The sequence below is a fragment of the Hufsiella ginkgonis genome (assembly GCF_009834915.1).
Taxonomy (GTDB): Bacteria; Bacteroidota; Bacteroidia; order Sphingobacteriales; family Sphingobacteriaceae; genus Hufsiella; species Hufsiella ginkgonis.
Window position 1 is genome coordinate 1,059,078 of record NZ_WVHS01000001.1, and the last position, 22,755, is coordinate 1,081,832.

15 protein-coding genes and 1 tRNA gene are annotated in these 22,755 nt (G+C 49.8%); 5 read left to right on the forward strand and 11 right to left on the reverse strand.

The window, feature by feature from the left end:
* Window positions 1-633: 633 nt before the first annotated feature.
* The 5 genes from GS398_RS04455 to GS398_RS04475 all read right to left on the reverse strand — a co-directional run bounded on the left by GS398_RS04455 (window position 634) and on the right by GS398_RS04475 (window position 9,488).
* Window positions 634-1,083 (reverse strand): hypothetical protein, encoded by a 450-nt coding sequence (locus GS398_RS04455; RefSeq protein WP_160905505.1) that lies wholly within the window; start codon window positions 1,081-1,083, stop codon window positions 634-636.
* 7 nt (window positions 1,084-1,090) lie between these two features.
* Window positions 1,091-4,780: a DUF6443 domain-containing protein gene (locus GS398_RS04460; RefSeq protein ID WP_160905506.1), complete on the reverse strand. Its 3,690-nt coding sequence runs from the start codon at window positions 4,778-4,780 to the stop codon at window positions 1,091-1,093.
* Window position 4,781: 1 nt separating this feature from the next.
* Window positions 4,782-5,231 (reverse strand): hypothetical protein, encoded by a 450-nt coding sequence (locus tag GS398_RS04465; protein ID WP_160905507.1) that lies wholly within the window; start codon window positions 5,229-5,231, stop codon window positions 4,782-4,784.
* A gap of 6 nt (window positions 5,232-5,237) precedes the next feature.
* Window positions 5,238-8,729 (reverse strand): DUF5977 domain-containing protein, encoded by a 3,492-nt coding sequence (locus tag GS398_RS04470; protein WP_160905508.1) that lies wholly within the window; start codon window positions 8,727-8,729, stop codon window positions 5,238-5,240.
* A gap of 687 nt (window positions 8,730-9,416) precedes the next feature.
* Window positions 9,417-9,488, reverse strand: a tRNA-Gln gene (locus GS398_RS04475).
* 116 nt (window positions 9,489-9,604) lie between these two features.
* Here GS398_RS04475 and GS398_RS04480 point away from each other — a divergent pair.
* A complete protein-coding gene (locus GS398_RS04480; protein WP_160905509.1) occupies window positions 9,605-10,195 on the forward strand; it encodes a hypothetical protein in 591 nt (196 codons plus the stop codon).
* Here the strand turns inward: GS398_RS04480 and GS398_RS04485 are convergent.
* From GS398_RS04485 to cphA, 4 genes are all read right to left on the reverse strand, one after another.
* Complete coding sequence (locus GS398_RS04485) at window positions 10,192-11,103, reverse strand: hypothetical protein (protein ID WP_160905510.1); 912 nt, start codon at window positions 11,101-11,103, stop codon at window positions 10,192-10,194. The genes GS398_RS04480 and GS398_RS04485 overlap by 4 nt on opposite strands.
* Window positions 11,104-11,157: 54 nt before the next feature.
* A complete protein-coding gene (locus tag GS398_RS04490) occupies window positions 11,158-11,745 on the reverse strand; it encodes a 5-formyltetrahydrofolate cyclo-ligase (protein ID WP_160905511.1) in 588 nt (195 codons plus the stop codon).
* Window positions 11,746-11,751: 6 nt separating this feature from the next.
* Window positions 11,752-12,312, reverse strand: coding sequence for an elongation factor P (efp, locus tag GS398_RS04495; protein WP_160905512.1), 561 nt, complete (start codon window positions 12,310-12,312; stop codon window positions 11,752-11,754).
* A gap of 245 nt (window positions 12,313-12,557) precedes the next feature.
* Complete coding sequence (gene cphA / locus GS398_RS04500) at window positions 12,558-15,179, reverse strand: cyanophycin synthetase (protein WP_160905513.1); 2,622 nt, start codon at window positions 15,177-15,179, stop codon at window positions 12,558-12,560.
* A 262-nt stretch (window positions 15,180-15,441) separates the two neighbouring features.
* Between cphA and GS398_RS04505 the strand changes: the two genes are divergently transcribed.
* The 3 genes from GS398_RS04505 to GS398_RS04515 all read left to right on the forward strand — a co-directional run bounded on the left by GS398_RS04505 (window position 15,442) and on the right by GS398_RS04515 (window position 18,692).
* Window positions 15,442-16,350: a cyanophycinase gene (locus tag GS398_RS04505; protein WP_160905514.1), complete on the forward strand. Its 909-nt coding sequence runs from the start codon at window positions 15,442-15,444 to the stop codon at window positions 16,348-16,350.
* Between the two features lie 48 nt (window positions 16,351-16,398).
* Window positions 16,399-17,247: an isoaspartyl peptidase/L-asparaginase gene (locus tag GS398_RS04510; protein WP_160905515.1), complete on the forward strand. Its 849-nt coding sequence runs from the start codon at window positions 16,399-16,401 to the stop codon at window positions 17,245-17,247.
* A gap of 125 nt (window positions 17,248-17,372) precedes the next feature.
* Window positions 17,373-18,692 carry an MFS transporter gene (locus GS398_RS04515; RefSeq protein WP_160905516.1) on the forward strand — a complete coding sequence of 440 codons (1,320 nt, stop codon included), beginning with the start codon at window positions 17,373-17,375 and terminating at the stop codon, window positions 18,690-18,692.
* Window positions 18,693-18,699: 7 nt separating this feature from the next.
* Here the strand turns inward: GS398_RS04515 and GS398_RS04520 are convergent, their stop codons facing one another.
* Window positions 18,700-20,661: a heavy metal translocating P-type ATPase gene (locus tag GS398_RS04520; protein ID WP_160905517.1), complete on the reverse strand. Its 1,962-nt coding sequence runs from the start codon at window positions 20,659-20,661 to the stop codon at window positions 18,700-18,702.
* A 46-nt stretch (window positions 20,662-20,707) separates the two neighbouring features.
* Window positions 20,708-21,124, reverse strand: coding sequence for a Fur family transcriptional regulator (locus GS398_RS04525; RefSeq protein WP_160905518.1), 417 nt, complete (start codon window positions 21,122-21,124; stop codon window positions 20,708-20,710).
* A 221-nt stretch (window positions 21,125-21,345) separates the two neighbouring features.
* Here GS398_RS04525 and GS398_RS04530 point away from each other — a divergent pair, with 221 nt between their 5' ends.
* A complete protein-coding gene (locus tag GS398_RS04530) occupies window positions 21,346-22,746 on the forward strand; it encodes a TolC family protein (RefSeq protein WP_160905519.1) in 1,401 nt (466 codons plus the stop codon).
* Window positions 22,747-22,755: the final 9 nt, after the last annotated feature.

Genomic DNA, 22,755 nt, shown 5'->3' on the forward strand with positions numbered 1-22,755 from the left:
GCTTTGATCCCATGTCTCTGAACTCTTTAATGAATGCTCCTTAAACTCTCCGTGCCATTTCGGCGAATGCGATTTCAAACCGGCTACAGAAAACCGGCTCGTCTTGTACAGCTTCATCAATGTCGTCTGCGAGATCGCTAAGAACGGGTGCGCAGAAGAATCTGGACCTGAAAACCAAACAGGACACGAAGTTGAATGAGGAGCCTGAACAGAGTCTGAAGATCCACTAACCCCTATCAATTAATTTTTCGCCCTTTAATAACACATCTTATGAATGCAGAGAACTTAAAAAAGGTACAGGAAAAAGCGATCAGCCTTGGTTTCGACAAGAAGACAGCCAAAAAGCTGGAGAACAGGGTAAAAAGCCCGATGGAGTACATCAACATCTAAAGTGTCGTTCCGTGACCTCAGCCAATCATAAATCCAGGGAAGCCCTCGTTGTATCTAGAAAAATCGTCCAGGTCATAGTTAATATCGTTGATATTAATGCTGTCGACTATGCTAAAATCAGGGCAATAATATAACGTGAAAGTATTTTTGAGCAATAGGATCAGCAGCATAGGAATCGTTACTTTAGCCCAAGTTGCATGGTAAACTTAGTATATTGTATTCCCTCTTAGCGGCATTGCTTCATCAAGCCTTTTTATACAACTCTGGGTGCTTATTTTTCCAATACTTTTCAAATTCAGCCACTCTTATTTCATAATTATCACTACTAAAAAAATCATTTATCAAATTATAATTCTCAAAAATTACTGATGATATATGAGCTAATTGTTTTCTATGCCCTTGTTCGATGTTTTTTTCTTTACGAAAATATTCTGATTTTGGGATTTGTGTATCACCTTGCCTCAGATATTCCAATAAATTAAAAAGATTTATTTCACTATCAGGCTTATTTATTTTATACAGAGTTGCATAAAACTCTCGAAAATACTTTTCAATTTTAATCACAAAATCGCCTGAACTATATTCAATCATATAAGATTGCTCTTCGTTCAGTTCTTTTTTTATCTTAAAGCCATACATTTCAACAAGCCCTTTAAAAAACTCGCAGATGTATTTTATAAAACTCTGTTCCATATCAACTCTATTTTTTTATCATTCTTGAAAAATCGTCAGTCCATGAATAGCCATGTCTTTGCAAATACCTAATCTCTTGTCCAAGAACTGAATTGGGATCAAGCTTTAAGGGATTATATTTCCCAGAGAATATAATATCATCCCCTCTTTTTACAACCTCTTGCAAAAATTCCACGTTCTTACGCATCGTCCATGCCTCATCGGTTACATTAAGGAAATTGGCGCCTATCTTTTTAGCAAATTCCCTGTAAGTAGCCCTTGGCCCTATCACGCTTACCCCCTTAGCAGCCAGCCCTTGTTCCACCATCCTCGCCCCATCATCCAGAAACTCTCCCCCATGCGACGCGTAGTTAACTGCCCTGTTGGCCCCAATACCTGCCGCTTCTTCTGCCGCTATTCTTTGGACAGCCCTGCCGGCAATATACCTGGCCCCTGCCATATATCCGAGCCTGCCCAGCATGTAAACGTCCCCTGCTCCCCAGGCAAGCATACCCACGTTAAACATATCGACCAGCGGATCGCGGCTTGCATTAAAAGCTATCCGGTAATCGCGATAGGAATCGCTAACATATTTCAGCCGATAGTCAGTTTTCCCATTCGTAAACCGGTAAAGGTCTTCCCCGCTTAAACCGAGGGCCGCCCGAAAATCGTACCGCTCCCACGGGCTCATTTGGTTTGCATGGATCGGTACTACCGATAATTGCAGCATCCCGAAGAGGAAGTTATCATCGCCTACATACTCCCATCCTGCAGGGATCGGGGTGCCGTCCGGTATCCATTTCGCCTTCCAGATCGATTCTCCTTGCGGCTTGATCCAGGGATTTAGCTTCATACCGAACATGCCGCTGGGATCTACCATGTTCACCGGGTTGTTGTATACATAATTATAGGGCGACTGACTTTCATAGCCGTCAGGCATCGGGTCGACCACGTTCCACCGCGCGGTTTCAGGATTATAGAACCTGGCGCCATAGTCGTATTCCTTTAGCTCCGGCTGGTACTCTTTACCGTTGTATAGGTAGAAGTTATTGAGGGAGACAGGTTCTACGGGACGACGCTTCCCAAAGGGATAATATTCGTCTTCCTGCATCCGGGTGGCACTGCCATTATTAGGGTCCTTGCCAAAGGTAACCCGGACATTGCCAAGATGATCCGCAAGATCGTACAAGTATTTACCATCGCTTACCCGGTAACGGCCTTCGCTGGTATGAATGAATTCGATGTTAGCGTTGGTATATTGTATTCCGCTGATATAATCTACCGCGGTTGAGCTTTGTTTACGGAGCATGCCGCCAAATGCATCATAGGTGTATGTGATACTTTGGCTCCCGCTTATCGTTTGAGGGAGATTAAGCATGTTGTAGCCGACGTTCACATTAACCTTCGAGCCATCGTACACTGTATTGCCATTAAGGTCATACTGGTAAGTGGCTGTATTGAGGCCTCCTCCCGATACCGAGCCTAACCGGTTTGTGCCTGATAGATAATTATAGCTTAATGTGCCTCCGTCGCGGTTCATCGACAGGATGTTGCCAGCCTTGTCATAGCTGATATTGCTCTCGTAGAACCCCCTGCTGGCGCTGCCCGCAGTAAGGCGGCCAAGCTTATCATAACTGTAACCCACCCATTGAGCGCCTGTAGAAGGCATCGTATACTCCTGTTCCGAGAGATCACCATTATAACGTGCCGTCGAGCCATGCTGGGGATCGTTATAACGCATTTGCTCGGTGAAAAGACCGGAGGATACTGATGTCATCCAACCCCGTTCGTTATACCCATAGGTTATACTATGCAAAAAGTTTGTACCACTATCTTCGGAGTGAAGTTTCTTGGTTCGTAACTGCCCCAGATCGTTATATTCGAACTTTGAAAGTATGATTTCAGGGCTGTTATTCGTTTTCTGTTTGGTGTACACATTACGGCCCTGCGCATCATATTCAAAGTCCTGTTTGATAATGGCCGTCGTACCCCAGTTAACTTTATGTGCTCTACTGGTACCTATTACCTGCCCTATAAAACTATAATTGACGGCAGTTTCGTCATAATTCCCTTCGTTTAACAGTCCACCGAGGTAATGCTGGTTTATGCTTTTTACCACGTCGCCCTCATCGTCATAAACAGAAACGCTCCATAAATAATGCGACAAGTTATTAAGAACAGCCCTTTTTGAGGCGGTTGGAAGGCCCGAAGTCCGGTTGCTGGATGCTAAAGCTGCCTGGCTATAGGTACCTGGCAGCCCTGGTATGTTGTAATCATCGTAATAACTTACTTCCAGGTAAGCCGAAATATTGGCTTGTGGAACGGTTCGGTTGCTATAGCCTTGCGTTCCACCGCTGCTGCGGTATTCGTAAGCATAAGTTTGGGTATATGCTATCTCCTGCAGCAAGGCCCGTATTGAGTTCGCCGGTGCGCTTATATTTGCATCAGCGGTACTACCCGGATGCTGGTATATACCGGTCATCAGCTTGCGTCCCAAACCATCATAACGGGCAAAGGTCCATTCCTGCGGGGACTTGTTCCGCTGTACGGCATCCTGGGTCATTACCGTCTGACCTATGGAATTATAGACGATATATTCCCAACCCCGCCCAGGCACTTTCTTTTCCACCACCCGGTTACGTTCATCGAACCGGTACTGGTAGCAAAGATCGTCTAATACTGCCTGGGTAATCGCGTTGTCGTTATCTGGTTCTGCCTGCGGCGGAATCAGGTAACATAGATTGTTGTATTCATCGTAAACGTAGTACGTGGACAGCATCTGTATCTGTCCGTTAGGCAGCTGGTTATAGATACGGTTAACGAGCAGTCTGCCGGCTTTATCATAGTATTGTTCCACGGTGCCTGCGCAGCCCGACTGCCAGTTTTCATCTTTTTTTACTGTGACGTAAAGGCTATTATCATCATAAATAGCTGTGCCGCCCGCCCGGTTTAGCGTACGGGTACCATTGGTGTTGGTGGATGCCCAATACTTTGCCACGCGCCTGCTACCTGTGCTAGTAGACGGGTTTAATACCGTATGATCGTTAACCAGGAACGAAGACTTAACGGTATGCCCGCCCGACAGCTGCCATGGCGTTCCTGGTGCTGCCTGCTCTACCTGTCGTGAAAAGGGTGAAAGGTCGTAACGGGTATCGGCGAAAGGCGCGGCTGTACTTGCTACGCCTGTCGGAGCAGAATTGTAGTAGCTGGCCTGCTCTGCAAGCGCTGACGGGCGGAAGCCCCCATCGTTACCATTTACCGTATAAGGAAGGTAACTTCGGGGCGTCCGGCCAAAATTATCATAGTAGTTAGGCTGAACTATATCCTTGCCAGTCGGACTTGCCTTAGTGGATACCGTTTGGATAACCCGCCCCAGCCCGTCGTAGTATTGGACACCTTCGCTCACTTCGCATGTGCTGGCAGAAGTTAACTGCGCAGGCAACGTAAAGCCGGGAGCAAGCACAGATCGTGATAGCGTAAATGTTGTACTCAATGATGGCTGAGACTGAAGTGGAATACATACATCGGCGACAGAACTGATATAGGCCCGAAAGGTCGAACCTGCAGTGATAGTAAATCCGGGCAAAAGAGTGATGCTTTGACTAGCCTTAACCTCCGCCTGGCCACTGTAAGTGTTAAGCGACACATGTTGCTGTGCGGTGCTTTTAAATGCGGCTGCTATAAATGCGACGCATACAAAAATTTTATTGATGTTCATGTTACGGTATAGGATGATATGAAACACCACGATCATTTACTTCTTTTAACGTTGCTCCGTTTAGCGGACGCTGTATTTCTTTTAGCATTTGCTGTTTATGCTGCTGCTTTTCTGCCTCAGAATGGGTGATCTCCCGCTGCAGCATCGCAAAAAACCTCTCTTGCTGCGCCGGGGAAAGAAGCTGTTTTAACCTTGTCTGCCGTTCGGAACTGATGGTCAGCAATCGTTGCTGTAAGTCGCTTTTACTGATGGAAGTATCGTTTTTGGCGACGGTAACGAGCTGTCTGTACTCATCAAAAATTCGGACCATCTCCTCCGCTTTGAGCGGTTCGACGGCAATATTCTTCACCAAATAGGAGATACGCTCCGACTTTGATGGTTCGCTACTTTGCGCCTGGGAGCTAAATCCGGCAAATGCCGTTATGCATAAAATTAAATTGATGATTCTCATGACGTTTTATTGGATGAGGTATTTGCTTCCAGGATATGTAAGAAGCGAATATGTGTTAGCGCTGGATTCGGTTATTGTATGATTCGCATAGGTTGAGAAAAACTCACGCACCCATGATAGCGTAAAATTGCCCAAAAACACGGAAGAGTTATTGGCATTTACGATGTAAACCACCTCGTAATCGTTCGATGATGACCCATACTCGTCAGTGCTGAAATTACTAATATTGAGTTTAACATCAGTAGCTACCGGCATTGAGGCAGGCGTGGTGAAGGAAGCGTTTGTGTAAAATCGAACATATATGTCGGCGGTTTCCACGGTGGTATGATCATTGGGATCGCCCTGGTAATTCGTCGAGTTGTTTACTATTTCAAGACGGGCAAATACTCCGCAGTCACCCGCCTGGTTCGCAACTGCCTGCCCGTTCTGTGCGAGGTCGGCTGTTGCCTGCACATCTGCGTCCTGCTGGCTGGCATATGAATAGTATAAACCAATGGGAATGGTATAATTGAATGGTATCCCTACTCCCCCAGCACAGTCATTTTTCGAATAAGATGCAGTTACTTCCGCATTTAAGTAGACTTCATCAACTGGCTTAGTGTGATAATAATAACCCTGTTGTTTAAGTATGTTGCCCTTCTCATCCCGAACAAGCGTTAGGCGGTTAAAATCATCATAACTAAACCGGGTTATCTTCGCCTTGTCGTCTGTTACAGAGCTGACACCCTGTACCGCATCATAGGTATAGCTCACCATTGCAGACTCGTATGGAGCCACGCGAACCTGGTCAATGGCATCCCCGGCAGTTAAACTTGCAGATGTGCCGGTATAAGGCACATAGCCGGAAAACCGCCATGTTCCATTCTCACGATACCAATAAGACAGCTTGTGAGGGCCGATTCCCTGCGGCGTAAAGTTTAGCGTATAGTCTCCCGCCCAATACTTGTCGCCCGTGAAGGCGTTCAGCGACGTTGCGCCAGGCAATGTTTCGAAGTCTTCAAAAAAGACGTCAGTTAAGGCGGCATTCTGACATTCCGCTACAGGCGCTAAATGATAGCTATCCCAGACGGTTGTCATTCTTGACCCCCCGGGTACCGCGGCCTGCATAACGTTTCCAAATTCATCATACTTTTCAAACCGGGTAGTTTCCCTGACCCCTCTTCCATCACCTTCATAAATTACTTCGGGTAACGTGAGCTGCCTGGAATTGATGGTTACAGTTTTGAACCCAGTCTTCTTTATCCCGGTGGTAAGCCCGTTGTTTATTTGAGTTTGTTCCAGCAGAATACCATATCTTCCATTTGCATATAGCTGGTTCGCGCCATCGACATGGGCCTGTTCCGTGTACCCAACCAGCGATTTATCGATCACATATTTGTAGTTTGTAGAAGAAACCAACCCATCACTATTAGTAGACTCGAGCTTTGTTACCAGCGCAGGAATGGCGGCATGATAGGTATAAGCCGTGCCTGTTTCCACCATGCCGTTCCCAGGGAGAAAGTGTTCTTCCTTGGTGCTTATGAGCAGCAGGGACTTTGATACGTGAAAATAATAACCGATGTTAAAATACGTATTGGTATAGGTTTGCCAGTTGCTACCATTAAAAACGCTGATCTTTCCAATAGCACACCTTAGTGCACGCACACTATCCGCCAGGCTATGAAATCCATAAGTATTTGTAACCCGTTTTAGAAGCACTGACCGACTGTCATATACCAAACTTTCTTTTAGCTTGCCACGGGCGAAAGCATAGGATGTGGCCGGGGTATAAGGGCTCGCATTCGGCAACAGGCGTTTTACAACGTTATAATTGTGATCAACCCGCATTTGACCTGAGTAATCAGGGTAATCGTCAACATCAGTAAATTTATTGACTGTTTTACCCTCTTTGCCGTTATCCACCGTTACCTCACTATAACCTACTACCGACCCATCGGTATCAAATAAGTTATTCAACGAGATATTGGATTGTATAATAAAGGGACCGTACATTGTTGAGCTAAAGGAACTGCCTACACCCATAAAATTAGCCAGGGTGGTGCCAACTATCGCCATTAGGTTAGACTTCATCGGCACAGGGTAAACCAGGCAACCTTTCTGCTGACTTACAATCGAGTAAATAGTTTGATTAGGTGCGAAAACCGGTTCAAATATCGCCGAGTTCAAGTATGGAAGCATACTTTGGTCATGATCGATGTATTGTGTATAAACCGGCAGTTGATTGAGCAGCATTCCTGTGGATTTCCCTGAAGCGTCAGTGTACTTATAGCGGGCTACTACGGGAGGAAGCGCTAATCCGGGCACGTCAATTACCAATGCTACCCTTAGGCCGCCCGCATTGGCAGTTATATTGTTCTGAAGGTCGTGGTACTGATTGAGCTCAAACACAAACTTTTTGTAACCGCCGGCAGCATAGGTTATGCGCTCGAGCATACTTCCCTGCGCTCTTTCCGGCGTCGGCTGCCTGATGAGTTCATCGGGAAAGTTCGGGAACGGGTTCCTGTTGGGCTGCCCGTAATAATTGTAGTAACCCCAGTGGTCCATTTCGACCGAGGTCCTCGTGGGTAACACGGTGCTATTGTATCCAAACCGGTATAATGGAAGCAGTTGGCTTTGAGAAGACAAAGTGCATATGCTGTCGAGCCTGAGCCGGTAAAATTCCGGTGGAGGCACCGTTGGAGCCTGCGGCGATATGAAATACGTTTGAAATAACTTATAGGTATTTATCGTTTGATTGAGGTTATTACGCAACTCTATTTTCTCGAGCACACGCCCGTTTAACAGGTCCTTCCGGTCATTTGCAGACAGATAGGAAAAATAAGCTGACCGGTCAGAACTTACAATAGAAGAAAGATATTTTGGCTCAGCGATCGTCACATCGATATTATTATTCCAGACGTGCGTGTCTACAAAGGAGTGGTCAGAAGCGGTGGAGCTTTGAATGATCGGCATACCCAGGAAATATAGCCCCCTGTTAAATGTTGAAGTTATCCTGGACCGGTACTTCTTTAAGAACCGGTAGTTTGTGGTCGTTATCTGGCCACCGGTTTCATAGTTATAGGTAATGGTTTCCCTTCCATCTGAGGTGATGATGTTTCGCAACATCCAGCTCGAATTGTACGTGGGTAACGTTTGGTTCGTGTTCTCACCATGAATGACCGTGGATTCAGCTTCAATGCTGCCTGCGTCAGTTCCGAAAAGAAAACGGTTGCCCGCCAGGTCGCTAAGTATCCATCCGTTCACACCTAACTCCTGCTTAAACGGGCTGTTCAGAATTTTAACCCCGTTGTCAGGCAACATAACCGGATTTTTGTTCTTATCAAACACAAACTTCCCGGTCATGCCATTCATGGAAAAATAGAAGAGGTCTGGCTCCGCGTCTTTGGTATTGTCTATAATGCTATATATTATGGCCGGTGTTAACGTTCCCTCAATTTGCGCACCCATTGTACTTCCGAAATAACCGTTAGCGTCTTCGTCCGGCAATCCTCGTACCATGCGAGTGACCATGGAATTGCAGCTTAGGCTCCACCCTAATCCCGTTGGTGAAGCAATATCCTGCACCTTGATACCGGAAGACTGATAGGAAAGAGATATGGGAATACTGTAGCCGCGCGCGCTGACGTTACAGATCTCTGCTCCGATAATCGCTGTTCCATTGTACATATTTACTGGCGTATTTCCCGCCCGCATAATTGCCGAGGCGGTCGGCGACGGCGGTGAACTGGATACCCTTTCATCAAATTGGCAATAAACACTGAGACTGATTGAGAAAAACAATAGGGTTAAAAGCTGCCGTTTCATCTATATTATTCCTTGTAATTATTCGCATTAAATTAACTAAAATAATAAAGCGAATTTCAACCGAATTTAAACCGAATCTGAAATTTATCTGTAAGTTATAACAGCATTTGTGAATAGATGAGCAACAAAAATGATATATGGGAAGAATGTTCATAAATAGAAATCTTCCAATAACTTGGTCGACTATTAGCAGCTATTCACATACCAACCAGCCGGAAACAATAAACGGGCTGGGTTAGCAGTTAGCGCCATGTATAGTGATTAAGATGCGCTTATGGCGGCTGCCAGAGTTAGTGCTTCGCACCATCAACAGATTGCAAACAAATAGCCACCTTCGAATAAATCAAAAGTGGCTTTAAATAGATGTTTAAACATCTTCCGTAGTCCTGCCTGGATTCGAACCAAGATCAACAGAGTCAGAGTCTGGTGTGGTAACCATTACACTACAGGACTGGCGCAAAGATAGAAAATTTTGAAAACAGGGGTAGCAAAAAATCACAATTCACAATTGTGCATAATTCACAACTTCCCGCGGCGTTATTCGTTATAATTGCTGATACGGATACACCATGAAGAAACTTGCCATCTACAGCTTCGCAGTGCTGCTTTTAGCGGCGTGCGGGATAAATAAACAGGTAAAACAGATCAAGGCGCTGGAGGACTGCCGCTACACCATCACTTCCGTGGACAGCATGTTCCTCGTACGTACCGATGTTACGCAGCTGATCAAGGGAAAATCGTTCGACCTTAACCGGATGCCGGGACTGGCCATCGCCCTGCTGCGTAAAGACATTCCCTTCGAGGCCCGCGTTAACCTGCAGATCAGCAACCCTACCGCTAACATCGCAGCGGTTAACCAGTTCGAGTACAAGGTGCTTATTAAGGATACCGAACTGGCCACCGGCTTTGTAAACCGCAAGATCACGGTAGATCCGGGTGGCTCCGTGAACGTGCCCGTACGCGTTAATTCGAACATTTATTCCTTCGTTTCCAACGGGAAGACGCTGCAGGAGATCACCGACTTCGTTTCAGGGGATAAAGAAAAAAAAGGGGTCGTCACAATTAAGTTCCGACCCACTATCGCCTCGGGCAACAAACTCATCAAGTACCCGGGGTGGATTACGATTGATAAGGAGCTCAGCAGCAAGATCCTCTTTTAAAACTCATACGTTTCTACCATTTCCGGCAACGGCTTCGAATAGGAATACGAGGTGGTTCTCCTTACAGGATAGCCGTCGGCTCCATACACGTAGGTGTAGAATTCTACCGGGCTGCTGCTGTTGAGGAACCGCTTTTTGCCGGGATTATTTACAAAGAAGTTAAGCGGCTGCAATACGCTGCCAAAGGTGAGCGAGTGTTTAAGGGACGGCTTATCGTCGAAATCCGAAAACTGCAGCTGAGTGGCCTGCATATATTGTTTGGTGGCCGCATTATAGTACTGCTCGCTCCACAGCACAAGGTTTCCGCGGGTATCATAAGTAAGCTCCACGCGTCTTTCCGGCAGCTCAGATCCGTCGCCGTTATCTTTCGAAGAATTAAATATCACCAGCTGTTTCTTTTGATTAAAAAAGAACTCGTATGCCCGGTAAATGCTATTGTCGGGCGCATACGTGATGGCCTTGTACAGCACGCCGTTCCGGTTGCTGTAAACGGTACGCAGGTTATTGTCCTCGATCATGCCGGTAAGCTCTCCTTCGGCGTTATAGGTAAAGTTGTAGCCGAACTTTGACACGATATTGGTTCCCTGCACACTGTTATACTGGGAGTAATAACGGATGATGCGGTCCTGGTTATCATAGTTAAAGATGCGGTAGTCCAGCAGCGAATAAGTGGCTTTACGCAGCATACCCGCTTTTTGAGGGAGCGGCTGCGGCACTTCGGTTCCCGGGAGCCCCGGTGTTGGAATGGTGGTAGTGTCAACCGGCGGATTGCTGGCTCCGGGAGGCAGCGGGCTGGGAGTTTTTACGGTATCCGTTTCCGGCAGGGGGAGGTTTTCTACCTCGCAGGCGGTGAACGCCAGCAACGTAGCGGCAAACAATATAATTTTAACAGGCTTAAATGAGTTCATATTATTCAATTTTGAACCCAAGACGTTTACTTTGCGCAGAAAGTAACAGCCGTGTTACAGCAAATTACCGCGTCGGAAATAAATCACCCTTTTGGGGTGAATACAGAGGTCGAGCGGCACATCGAACGGATCGGCGTCGGTAACCAGCTCTTCGGGCGGGAACCAGGAGATCCCCGCTTTCACCACGCCGGGCCGGCATGAAGCCAGGAAGCGGTCGTAAAACCCTTTCCCGTAGCCCACGCGGTTTCCGTGCGTATCATAAGCCAGCAGCGGGATCAGTACCAGGTCGATGGATTGCGGATCAACGGCTTCGCCCTGTTCGGGTTCCGTAATTCCCCAGCGGTTCATGGCTAGGGGCGTATCTTCGGTCCACAAAATATGGGTGAGGGTATGCATATCCAGGTTGCTTTTGGGTAGCACCAGCCGGATACCGGGATGTTCTTCGCGCAGGTAATTAACGATCCGAAGCGAATCCGGCTCTATCTTACCGGGGATGGGATAAAATACATGAACCACCCCGATCCCCTCCAGCTTGATTTGGGCAAACCGGGCGACCAGGGCGGTATTAAGGTCGTTTATTTCAACGGGCGACAGCTGTTTCCGTTTTGCGAGGTAGCGCTTCCGGAGTTCAGCCTTGTCCATAGCGTATTATTTTACGCGCTCTACGTAATCGCCGGTGCGGGTGTCTACTTTTACACGGTCGCCCTGGTTCACAAACATAGGCACTTTAATTTCTACGCCCGTTTCAACCGTAGCGCTTTTCAGGGCATTGGTAGAAGTATCGCCTTTAACGGCAGGTTCGGTATAGGTAATTTCAAGCTCAACGCTCGAAGGCATCTGCGCCATAATAGGCTCTTCGCTTTCAAAAGCGATGATCACGTTCATCCCTTCCTTCAGGAATTTCGCCGCATCGCCGAACAGGAACTTAGGAATGTTAAACTGCTCGTAGCTGGTATTATCCATCACCACGAAAAAGTCGCCATCATCATACAGGTACTGGTAGTCGCTGGTTTCCACGCGGCAGATCTCCACCTCTTCGTCGGTACGGAACCGGTACTCCACTAATTTGCCACTTTTCACGTTACGCATTCTTGCCTGGTAAAAGGCACGCAGGTTGCCGGGAGTGCGGTGAATAAATTCTTCAACTGTAACCAGTTCGCCGTTAAAACGCAGGATGTTCCCGTTTTTGATGTCGGATGCTTTTGCCATTATTGTTGGTCTCTTGTTTTGAAAGAGGGAGGCAAATGTAAGGAGATTTAGACTTGGAAACAAGTTCGTGGTTATCAGCAATCAGCTATCGGCAGTCAGCTATCAGCTTCGTTATAACGCCGGCACAAGCTGGAACTAATTGCCGGAGCGCTCCCGTAAAACGCGATACCGGAAGCTGACTGCCGATAACTGATTGCTGACGGCTGATTGCTGATAGCTGACGGCTGATTACTGACAACTGACCACTACAAGATCCCTGCCTCCCTGTCCTGGTACCTTTGCACCGTATCTACTGCGTGGCTTACCGAGTCGCTTACAATGGTGAGCTGCCAGTTTTCTTTCATGTGTTCGATGGCGTATTTCAGGGCATCGTCGCCTTTCGGGATGATCTTGATCCCGATCTCCGGCTTCACCTCTTTAATTCCTTCCAGTAGCAGCTGGATGATGTTATCGTACGTTCTCCCGCGAAGGTATTTCTCCTGGCAGATGATAATATCGTCGAACATCTCTGCGCTGATGCGCCCAATTTCGCGGATGTCTTCATCGCGCCGGTCGCCGGTACCGGAAATAATGCCGGTAAAATGCTTCGCATCCATGGTTTTAAGGTACTGTTGCACACCGCGCAATCCGTCGGGGTTGTGGGCATGATCTACCAGGATCTTAAAATCTTTAAAGTGGAAAAGGTTCATCCTGCCGGGCGTTTGCGCGGCAGAGGGGATAAAAGTTTCGAGCGCAAGGCGGATATCTTCGGTCTTAAATCCCCACAGGAACGTAGCCAGCGTGGCGGCGAGCGCGTTCTGCGTCATAAAGCCCACGGAACCGTTAAAGGTGATGGGAATGTGGGTCACTTTCTCGATACGGATCTTCCAGTCGCCTTTTTTGATGGTAAGAAAGCCGTTTTCGAATACAGCGGCTACGCCGTTGTTGCGGCAATGCTCCACCACCACGGGGTTGTCTTCGTTCATGGAAAAATACGCCACGTTGCAGTGAGTGGTTTTTTTGCCGACCCGCACGCAATGGGCATTGTCGGCATTTAATACTGCCCAACCATCTTTCTTAACAGAGTCGGTGAGGATAGACTTTACACGGGTAAGGTCTTCCAGCGTGTGGATGTCGGATATCCCGAGGTGATCTTCCTGGATATTGGTGATCACGGCGATGTCGCAGCGACTAAACCCGAGACCTGCCCTCAGCATCCCGCCGCGGGCGGTTTCGAGCACGGCAAACTCTACCGTGGGATCTTTAAGCACAAATTCGGCGCTTACCGGTCCCGTGGTATCGCCCTTAAGCAGCATCGAATTCTGGATGTATACCCCATCCGACGTGGTATAACCCACCCGGTACCCGTTATTTTTTATGATGTGCGCAATTAAACGTGTGGTGGTTGTTTTCCCGTTGGTGCCCGTTACCGCGATAATCGGGATTCTTGCCGATTTCCCGGGAGGATACAACATATCGATCACCGGGGCGGCTACGTTCCTTGGCAATCCTTCGCCCGGTGCGAGGTGCATACGAAAACCGGGGGCCGCATTTACCTCCAGCACTACGCCGCCCGTTTCAGAAAGCGGCTCGGTAAGGTTATGCGCCATAATATCGATCCCGCAGATGTCCAGGCCGATCACGCGGGCAATGCGCTCGCACATAAATACATTATAGGGATGCACCATGTCGGTAACGTCGATGGAGGTGCCACCTGTGCTCAGATTGGCGGTCGATTTGAGGAATACTTCTTCGCCTGCCGGCGGAATGGATTGCAGGGTATATCCTTTCTTTTCGAGCAGGTCGAGGGTATCGCGGTCAACGGTGATCTCGGTAAGCACGTTCTCATGCCCGTACCCGCGGCGCGGGTCCTGGTTTTCGATCGTGATCAGCTCCTGCACGGTATGTGTACCATCGCCTTTTACATGTGCCGGTACGCGCTGGGCGGCGGCCACCATGCGGTTATCTATCACCAGGATACGAAAATCGTAACCGGTAATGAATTTCTCGAGGATCACTTTCCGCGAATATTTCTGCGCATGCGCGAGGGCTGCAACCGCCTCCTCATGGGTTTTTACGTTTATGGAAGCGCCTTTGCCGTGGTTCCCGTTCAACGGCTTAAACACCAGCGGGTAGCCCGTGCTTTTAATGGCCCTCTCCAGTTCGTCGAGGTTCGAAACCGTAGCGCCTTTGGCCACCGGGATGGCCTGTTCCTGGAGCATGCGCTTGGTTTCTTCCTTATCAGATGCGATATCAACCGCGATGCTGCTTGTTTTATCGGTCATGGTTGCGCGAAAGCGTACCTGGTTTTTCCCGTACCCCAGCTGTACCAGCGAGCTGCTGTTGAGCCGGATAAATGGGATATCGCGCGCTACGGCCTCGTCTACGATAGAGCCGGTGCTTGGTCCGAAACGCTCGCGCTCGCGCATCCTGCGCATCTCGGTAATGTCTTTTTCAAGGTCGTACCCGGCGCCAACGATCAGCGCTTCTGCTACCGCCACGGCGGCATTGGCGGCATACACCCCTACTTTTTCTTCTAAATAGGCAAATACTACATTATAAATCCCGGGTGTTTTCGTTTGCCTGGTACGGCCGAAGCCGACATCCATCCCCGCCAGGGTTTGGATCTCGAGGGCAATATGTTCCACTACATGCCCCATCCAGGTACCGGCGATTACACGCTCAAAAAAACCTCCCTCGTGGCCCGGCGAGCAGCGATGGGTATACAGGCTGGGTATCAGCGTTTCCAAACGCTCTTTAAAACCGTCGATCTGGCTGGTAGGTTTATGCTCCATCTCGCCAAGATCGAGGCGCATCTGGATTAATTTTTTTCGGCGGATAGACCATATATTAGGTCCCCTCAGAACCTGGATGCTGATGATTTTCATGGCTGATTTCTTTCTTTGAGCGTCGGCTTTACGCTTTCCCCGACCGCATAACGTTGGAGCAATTTAGAAAGTTTTTGATAAATGAGCTAAAGCTGAAAGCATAAAGCAGATAGGACGATCCTTATATCAGGTGAAACGTGTTTGAGGGCGGCAACCATGCCTTCTGCCTTAACCTGCCGGCTTTTGCCCCGATGTTGTCAATTATGCTTGATCATTACCCGATCTTTAATATATTTGGCCATAATGCACGAAACTCGCGGATATGGTCCCTAAGGGAAAACTTGTAATTATTGGCGGAGCGGTTGATCTGGGCAGTACCTTAAGTTACAACGAAAACATCAGTCACCCGCATTATATCAAGTTCTTTGAGCGCGGTATTCTCCGTCGCATCATCACCGAATCGGCCAGTCACGGGGATCCCAGCGTGGAAGTGGTTACCACCGCTTCCCAGATTCCCGACATCGTGGGCGCCGAATACATCAGCTCTTTTAAACAGCTGCAGGTAAACAACGTACACACGATCGACATTAAGTCGCGCGACGACGCCAACAAACCCGAATACCTCGAGCGCATCCGCAAAGCGGACGTGGTAATGTTTACCGGCGGCGACCAGCTGCGGCTTAGCGCCATCTTCGGCGGCACCGAATTTCTCAAGATCCTGCGTACCCGGTATGTCGAAGATCATTTCGTAGTGGCAGGCACCTCAGCTGGGGCGGCAGCGGCCTCCACCAACATGATCTATCGCGGCAGCAGCAGCGAGGCCCTGATTAAAGGAGAGGTACAGATCACCGGCGGACTAGGCTTTATAGACGGTGTGATCATCGATACGCATTTCGTACAACGTGGCAGGATTGGCCGGTTATTATACGCGGTGGCCAGTAATCCAGGCATGCTCGGTATCGGGCTGGGCGAAGATGCGGGCCTCCTCATTACCGAGGGCTCGTGCATGGAAGCCATCGGATCGGGCCTCACCATGCTGGTGGATGGCCGGTACATCAGTGAAACCAGTATTTACGATGTAGAAATGGGATCGCCGGTTTCTATCGACAACCTGAAAGTGCATGTGATGTCGATCTTCGATAAATACGACCTGCATAAACATAAGCTGATCATCAACAAAGCTATTAAAGTAGAAGAAGATGTGTACCTGAAGGTGAAGGACTATGATTAGTTATCAGTTGCCAGGAGCCAGTTTGGCAGCGTTGTAAAATGAAGTAGAATGAAACCAAAACTGATCATACACGGCGGTTTTTTCAGCGAATCGGCAACCAACCAGGAGGTAAAAGCCGCCAAACAGCAGGCGTTGAAAGACGCTGCCGCAAAGGCGCACGAATACCTGCTCCGCCATACCGCCCTGCAAACCGTTATTTACGCCGTGGAGCTGCTGGAAAATTGTGACCTGTTTAACGCCGGCACCGGCTCCCAGATCCAAAGTGATGGAAAGATCCGTTTAAGTGCTTCCCTGATGGATGGCGACACGAAAAAGTTCTCGGGCGTGATAAACATCGAAGAAGTAAAAAATCCCATCCGCATTGCGGAAAAACTGCTCTCTTACGAGGATAAAGTACTAAGCGGCAGCGAGGCACAGCATTTTGCCCGCCAGATCGGCTTCGGATATTACAACCCCGAGATCAAACAGCGCCGCGGGGAATACCTGCAAAAGCTTAACGATTCCATCCGGTTGGGTACCGTGGGCTGTGTAGCACTCGATGCGGAAGGCAAACTGGCAGCCGCTACGTCCACCGGTGGTAAAGGTTTCGAAATACCCGGCCGCGTAAGCGATTCGGCTACGGTAGCCGGTAACTACGTCAACGAATTTGCCGGCATTTCCTGCACGGGCGTGGGCGAAGACATTGTAAGCGGCGCCCTTGCCGCGAAAATTGTAACCCGCGTAACCGACGGATTTTCGTTAAAAGATGCTTGTGAAAAATCGTTTAACGAGTTAAAATCGTTTAATGGTTTTGCAGGAGTGATTGGGATCGCTGCTAACGGCGATGTTTACCACACCGATTCGCATCCTTATATGGTGTGGGCGGCGTTTGACGGGGAAGTAACCGTATTCGAGTAAAAACCTGTTAACCTCCTATTTGCGCGGCAACTGTTCCCGGTACGCCGCTCTCCTTACCCGGAAACGAGATTTCTCAAACAAATCGGGATGACGGCCGGTAGTTTATTCGACACTTCGCTTGCAGCATGGCCCTCACCACATTCGCCGCCTTCCGTTCACGCAACTACCGTCTCTATTTTGCCGGGCAGTCTGTTTCGCTTATTGGCACCTGGATGCAGAAAACGGCCGTAAGCTGGGTGATCTACGCACAAACGCAATCGAAGTTTATGCTCGGGCTTACGCTTTTTGCGAGCTTGTTCCCTTCGTTCGTATTCTCGTTCCTGGGCGGTGTTATGAGCGACCGGTACAACCGCTACCGGCTGTTGCTGGGCACCCAGGTGGCTTCTATGGTACAGGCTGTGCTGCTGGTAACGGTAATATGGGCGTTTGAAACGAACCTGGGCGCGGGAGGCGCGCCGCGCGGCGGGATGACGGTGGTATGGTGGGTTATCGCCTTGAGTGCGGTGCTTGGATTTATCAACGCCTTTGATGTGCCGGCAAGGCAATCACTGGTGTATGAGCTGGTTGACGATAAAGCGTTGCTGCCCAACGCGCTGGCGCTTAACTCATCCATGGTGAACCTTTCGCGGCTTATCGGCCCTGCGCTGGCAGGCCTGGCGTTGGAAGGATTGGGCGATGTGTTCTGCTTTGCGCTCAATGCAGCTAGTTTCCTGGCGGTGATCGCATCGCTGCTGGCCATGCGGCTCCCGAAACAGGTAGTGAAGGAACATTCCAGGAAGCTGGGCCAGGAACTGAAGGATGGCCTGGCCTACATCCGCAATACGCCGGCCATCAGCTATATCCTGGTAATGCTGGCCCTGGTAAGCCTGCTGGTGCTGCCTTACAGTACCTTAATCCCGGTTTACGCGCGCGATATTTTTAAGGGCAGCGCCTCCACCTTCGGGGTTATCGATAGCGTCATCGGCCTTGGCGCTTTCTCGGGCGCCCTGTTCCTGGCATCGCTTAAACCCGGGCGCGATCTTCGGAAGATATTGGCTGCCAACACCCTGGTGTTCGGCGCGGGGCTTGTACTGTTCTCGCATACGGAGCTTTATTGGCTGGCGTTGGTATTCGCGGTAATTACAGGGTTCGGCATGATGTCGCAGATCACCATCAGCAATACGCTCATTCAAACTACGGCGTCGCCGGAAATGCGGGGAAGGGTGATCAGCTTTTATGCCATGGCATTCTTTGGTATGCAGCCCCTGGGCGGGCTGCTCATCGGGTCGGTTTCGCAGGTGATCGGCGTGCCCAACACAGTTATGGCGCAGGGGATTGCCGCGTTATTGATAGGCGGTCTTCATTTCCGGTTCCTGAAAAAAGAACGGGTAAAAAAATTGGAAGAGCTACGCCGGGCAAGGGGCATGCGGGTGTTAACAGACGATGCGCCCGTGGTGGTGAATTGAGCTCCGTTTACCCGCCGGGCTTTTTTCCCTGGATCCTTACCGCATTTAAGATCGCCAGCAGCGCAACCCCCACATCCGCGATCACCGCTTCCCATAGATTGGCTACGCCGCTGGCCCCCAACACCAGTACCAGCACCTTGATCCCCATGGCCAGTATAATGTTCTGCCAAACGATGGTACGGGTGATCTTCCCGATCTTTATCGCCGAAACGATCTTTGAGGGTTGATCGTTCTGGATCACGATATCGGCCGTTTCAATGGCGGCATCGCTCCCCAATCCCCCCATTGCAATGCCCGCATCCGCCAATGCGATCACGGGAGCGTCGTTCACGCCATCGCCGGCGAATGCGATTCGGTAGCCCTGGTCGCGCAACTCCTGCACCTTTTCCACTTTGCCTTCCGGAAGAAGATCGCCGAAAGCCCGGTCGATGCCAAGCTGCCCGGCCACATCGGTTACCACGCCCTGTTTATCACCAGAAAGCATTACCGTTTTTATGTTAAGCGCATGCAGCTGCTTTATTGCCTGCGCCGCATCTTCCTTCATTTCGTCGGCTATAACGAGGTAACCGGCATACACGCCGTCTATGGCCACCAGCACTAAGGTTTGCGCAATTGCGTCGATGGCTGCGGGATAGCTCACGGAAAACTTCTTCAGTAGCCTGGCATTGCCGGCAAGTACCTCCCTGCCCTCTGCCATCCCCTTTAATCCATGGCCTGCAATTTCTTCTATCTTGTCGGCCTTGCCGGAAATGTTCCCGCCTGCATACGCTGTAACGGCACGCGCAACAGGATGTGTGGAGTTAGCCTCGAGCGTGGCAGCCATGCGCACCAATTCCTTTTCATCGGCATTTGCGGCAACTACTTGCTGTACCTTGAAAACGCCTTTGGTAAGCGTGCCTGTTTTATCCATCACCACCATGTTCACCCTGGTAACCACATCCAGGAAATTACCCCCTTTAAACAGGATCCCGTTTCGCGATGCGAGGCCAACTCCGCCGAAATATCCCAGCGGAATGGAAACCACCAGCGCACACGGGCAACTGATCACCAGGAATACCAGCGCCCGGTAAAACCATTGGTTGAACACGTAATCGTCCACGAAAAAGAACGGTACCAGGCAAACCGCCAGGGCAAGGAAAAACACGATCGGCGTATATATCCTGGCAAACCTGGAGATAAACAACTGTGTTTGAGATTTCCGGGCGGTGGCGTCCTGCACCATTTCCAGGATCCGGCTTAGCTTACTATCCTTAAACAGGGCGGTAACCTTTATTTCGGCCAGCAACTGGAGGTTGACCATCCCGGCCAGTACCTGCTCGCCGCCCGCTTTGGTATCAGGCTTGCTTTCTCCCGTAAGGGAAGCCGTATTAAACGTTGCTTTCGGCGAAACCAGCGTGCCGTCCAGCGCAACCTTCTCACCGGGCTTTACCTGGATGATCTCACCGGGCTTCACCTCCGACGGATGAACTTCCAATACCTGGCCGTCCCGGGTTACGCTTACCGTATCCGGCCGGATATCCAGTAACGCCCTGATATTGCCCTTCGCCTTATTTACCGCAGCGTCCTGGAACCACTCGCCGATGCAGTAAAACACCATAACGCCCACTCCCTCGCTGTAAGCGCCAATGTAAAAGGCGCCCAGGGTAGCGACAGACATCAGCACGAACTCGTTAAACACATCACCTCTTTTCAGTTTCCGGAAAGCCAGGTCGAGCACCCGCCATCCCGACAGCAGCCAGGCGATACCATAAATAACCAGGTTAACAAATGAAGTAAAAACAGTATGGAAACCGTATTCCAGGGTAAGCATTATCGCCAGGATCAGCATCGCGGCGAGCAGGTCCCAGTGTGATCGCCAGCCCGGGCCGCCGTGATCATGGTCATGATCGTGTTCCTCCTGCGGCTTGTGTTGGTGTGTATGTTTCTGGCCATCATGGCAGCAATCGCCATGAGGTTGACGCTTATTCATTTCCATGTTACAAAGGAACGCATATATGCCATGCAATGGGATTGCATTATGCCTGGCAGGCGGCACAGGTGCCTTTTACCACCAGGTTTACTTCCCGGGCGGTAAAGCCTCCCGGCAGGGATACCTCCGGTATAACAGACTTAGGCAGGCAAAAAGTTTCTTTACAGGCGCTGCAGTAAAAGTGAACGTGTAAATCGTGATGCGCACCAGCATTGCAATTTTCGTGACACAGGGCATATTTCGGAGAACCGGTACCATCTTCAATGGAATGGGCGATTCCGTTTTCTTCAAAGGTTTTGAGCGTACGGTAGATCGTGATCCGGTCGGCCGGCGCCAACCCGCGCTCAATGTCGGAAAGACTCACCGCTGCCGGTTGTGCTTCCAGGTAATCCAGTACCAGCAACCGCATCGCCGTTGGCGTAACGTGCCTGGATGTGAGCTTTTCTTCGATGCCGCGCGTCATGTACCGTATTGATCTTGAGGTAAAGGTACGCAATGAAAGGCAGAGGTATGGTTCCGTCCCCTCGTTATTGAACACCCGAATGTAAAAACGTTTTTACACGAATTCTTTGATCCGCATAATTTTTCGTTTGAACACCATAGCGTGAATTGTATCTTCGCCCCTACCTTTGCATTGTTAAATTAGCAATATGCTACATTTATCGATGTGATTTTAATAAGGATATGCCTGATAGATTAAGAAAAAAACTACTCCCGGTATTACTGGTGGTTTCATTTTCGGGCGGTAAAACGACCGCACAGGTTATGAAATTGAAAGAGGTGGTGAACCTCGCCATAGAGAATTACCCGCTCATACAAGCAAAACGATCTTATGTAAACGCTTCGAAGGCTGCCGTTGAACAAACCAAACGCGACTACCTGCCTAATGTAAGTGTGGCAGCCCAGCAGGATTACGGCACCGTTAACGGCCAGAACGGGCCGCTTTACGGTTTCGGGGGACTGGGAACTGCCTCTTCCGGGCCTGCCCTGCCTTCGCAAAACTGGAATTCGGCGTTCGGGGCGCTGTATCTCAGCAACGTAAACTGGGACTTCTTCGCCTTTGGCCGTGTAAAACAGCGGGTGAACGTAGCCAGGGCGATACAGGAACGCGACCAGCTTGACCTCGACCAGGAACTTTTCCAGCAAAAAGTACGCGTGTCTGCGGCGTACCTCAACTTGCTGGCCGCCAAACGCCTCACGCTTACCCAGCAGCGCAACCTTGGGCGCGCCGTTACGTTTAAGAACACCGCGGTGGTACGTGCCGCGAACGGGCTTATTGCCGGCGTTGATTCGTCGCTGGCTGCCGCCGAAGTATCCAACGCGCGTATTTCGCTAAACCGTGCAATTGAGTTCGAACAGGAACAAGCCAATCGCCTTGCCCTTCTTTTGGGAAAAGAGGCGACAGATATTTCGCCCGACACAGCCTCCTTCTCCCGCCTGCCGGTCAAGTTTTACGAAAACCGCTTGCTGGCAGAAAACGAGCATCCCCTGCTCAAATTTTACCGGCAGCGGGTACAGGTAAGCGAATCGCAGGAAAATTATTTCCGCAAGTTCTATTATCCGACCTTCTCGCTGTTCGGGGTGGCACAGGGCCGCGGATCAGGTTTCAGCGACCATTACGTCCTGGATCAAAGCGCCTTTACGCGAAACTATTTCACCGGCGTTAACCCCGTTCGCGGCAATTACCTGCTGGGGATCGGCGTAAGCTGGAACCTCACGTCTATCCTCCGATCGGGTTCGCAAGTGCGTTCGCAGAAGTTCACCACCGAGGGGCTCCGGCACGAGTACGAGCTCGCCGATGTGCAATTAAAGGGACAGCTGGACCTCGCCGACAAACGGATCCGCACATCGATGGCCAGCTACGCCGAGGCGCCGGTACAGGTGAAGGCCGCATCGGACGCCTACCTGCAAAAAACCACGCTTTACCGCAATGGCCTCACCACCCTGGTCGACCTTACACAAACCCTCTACACCCTTAACCGTGCCGAAACCGACCGCGATATCGCCTACACCAACGTATGGCAGGCGCTGCTGCTCAAGTCGGCCGCGCTGGGCGATTTCTCCATTTTTATCGATGAGTTTTAACGATCTGCT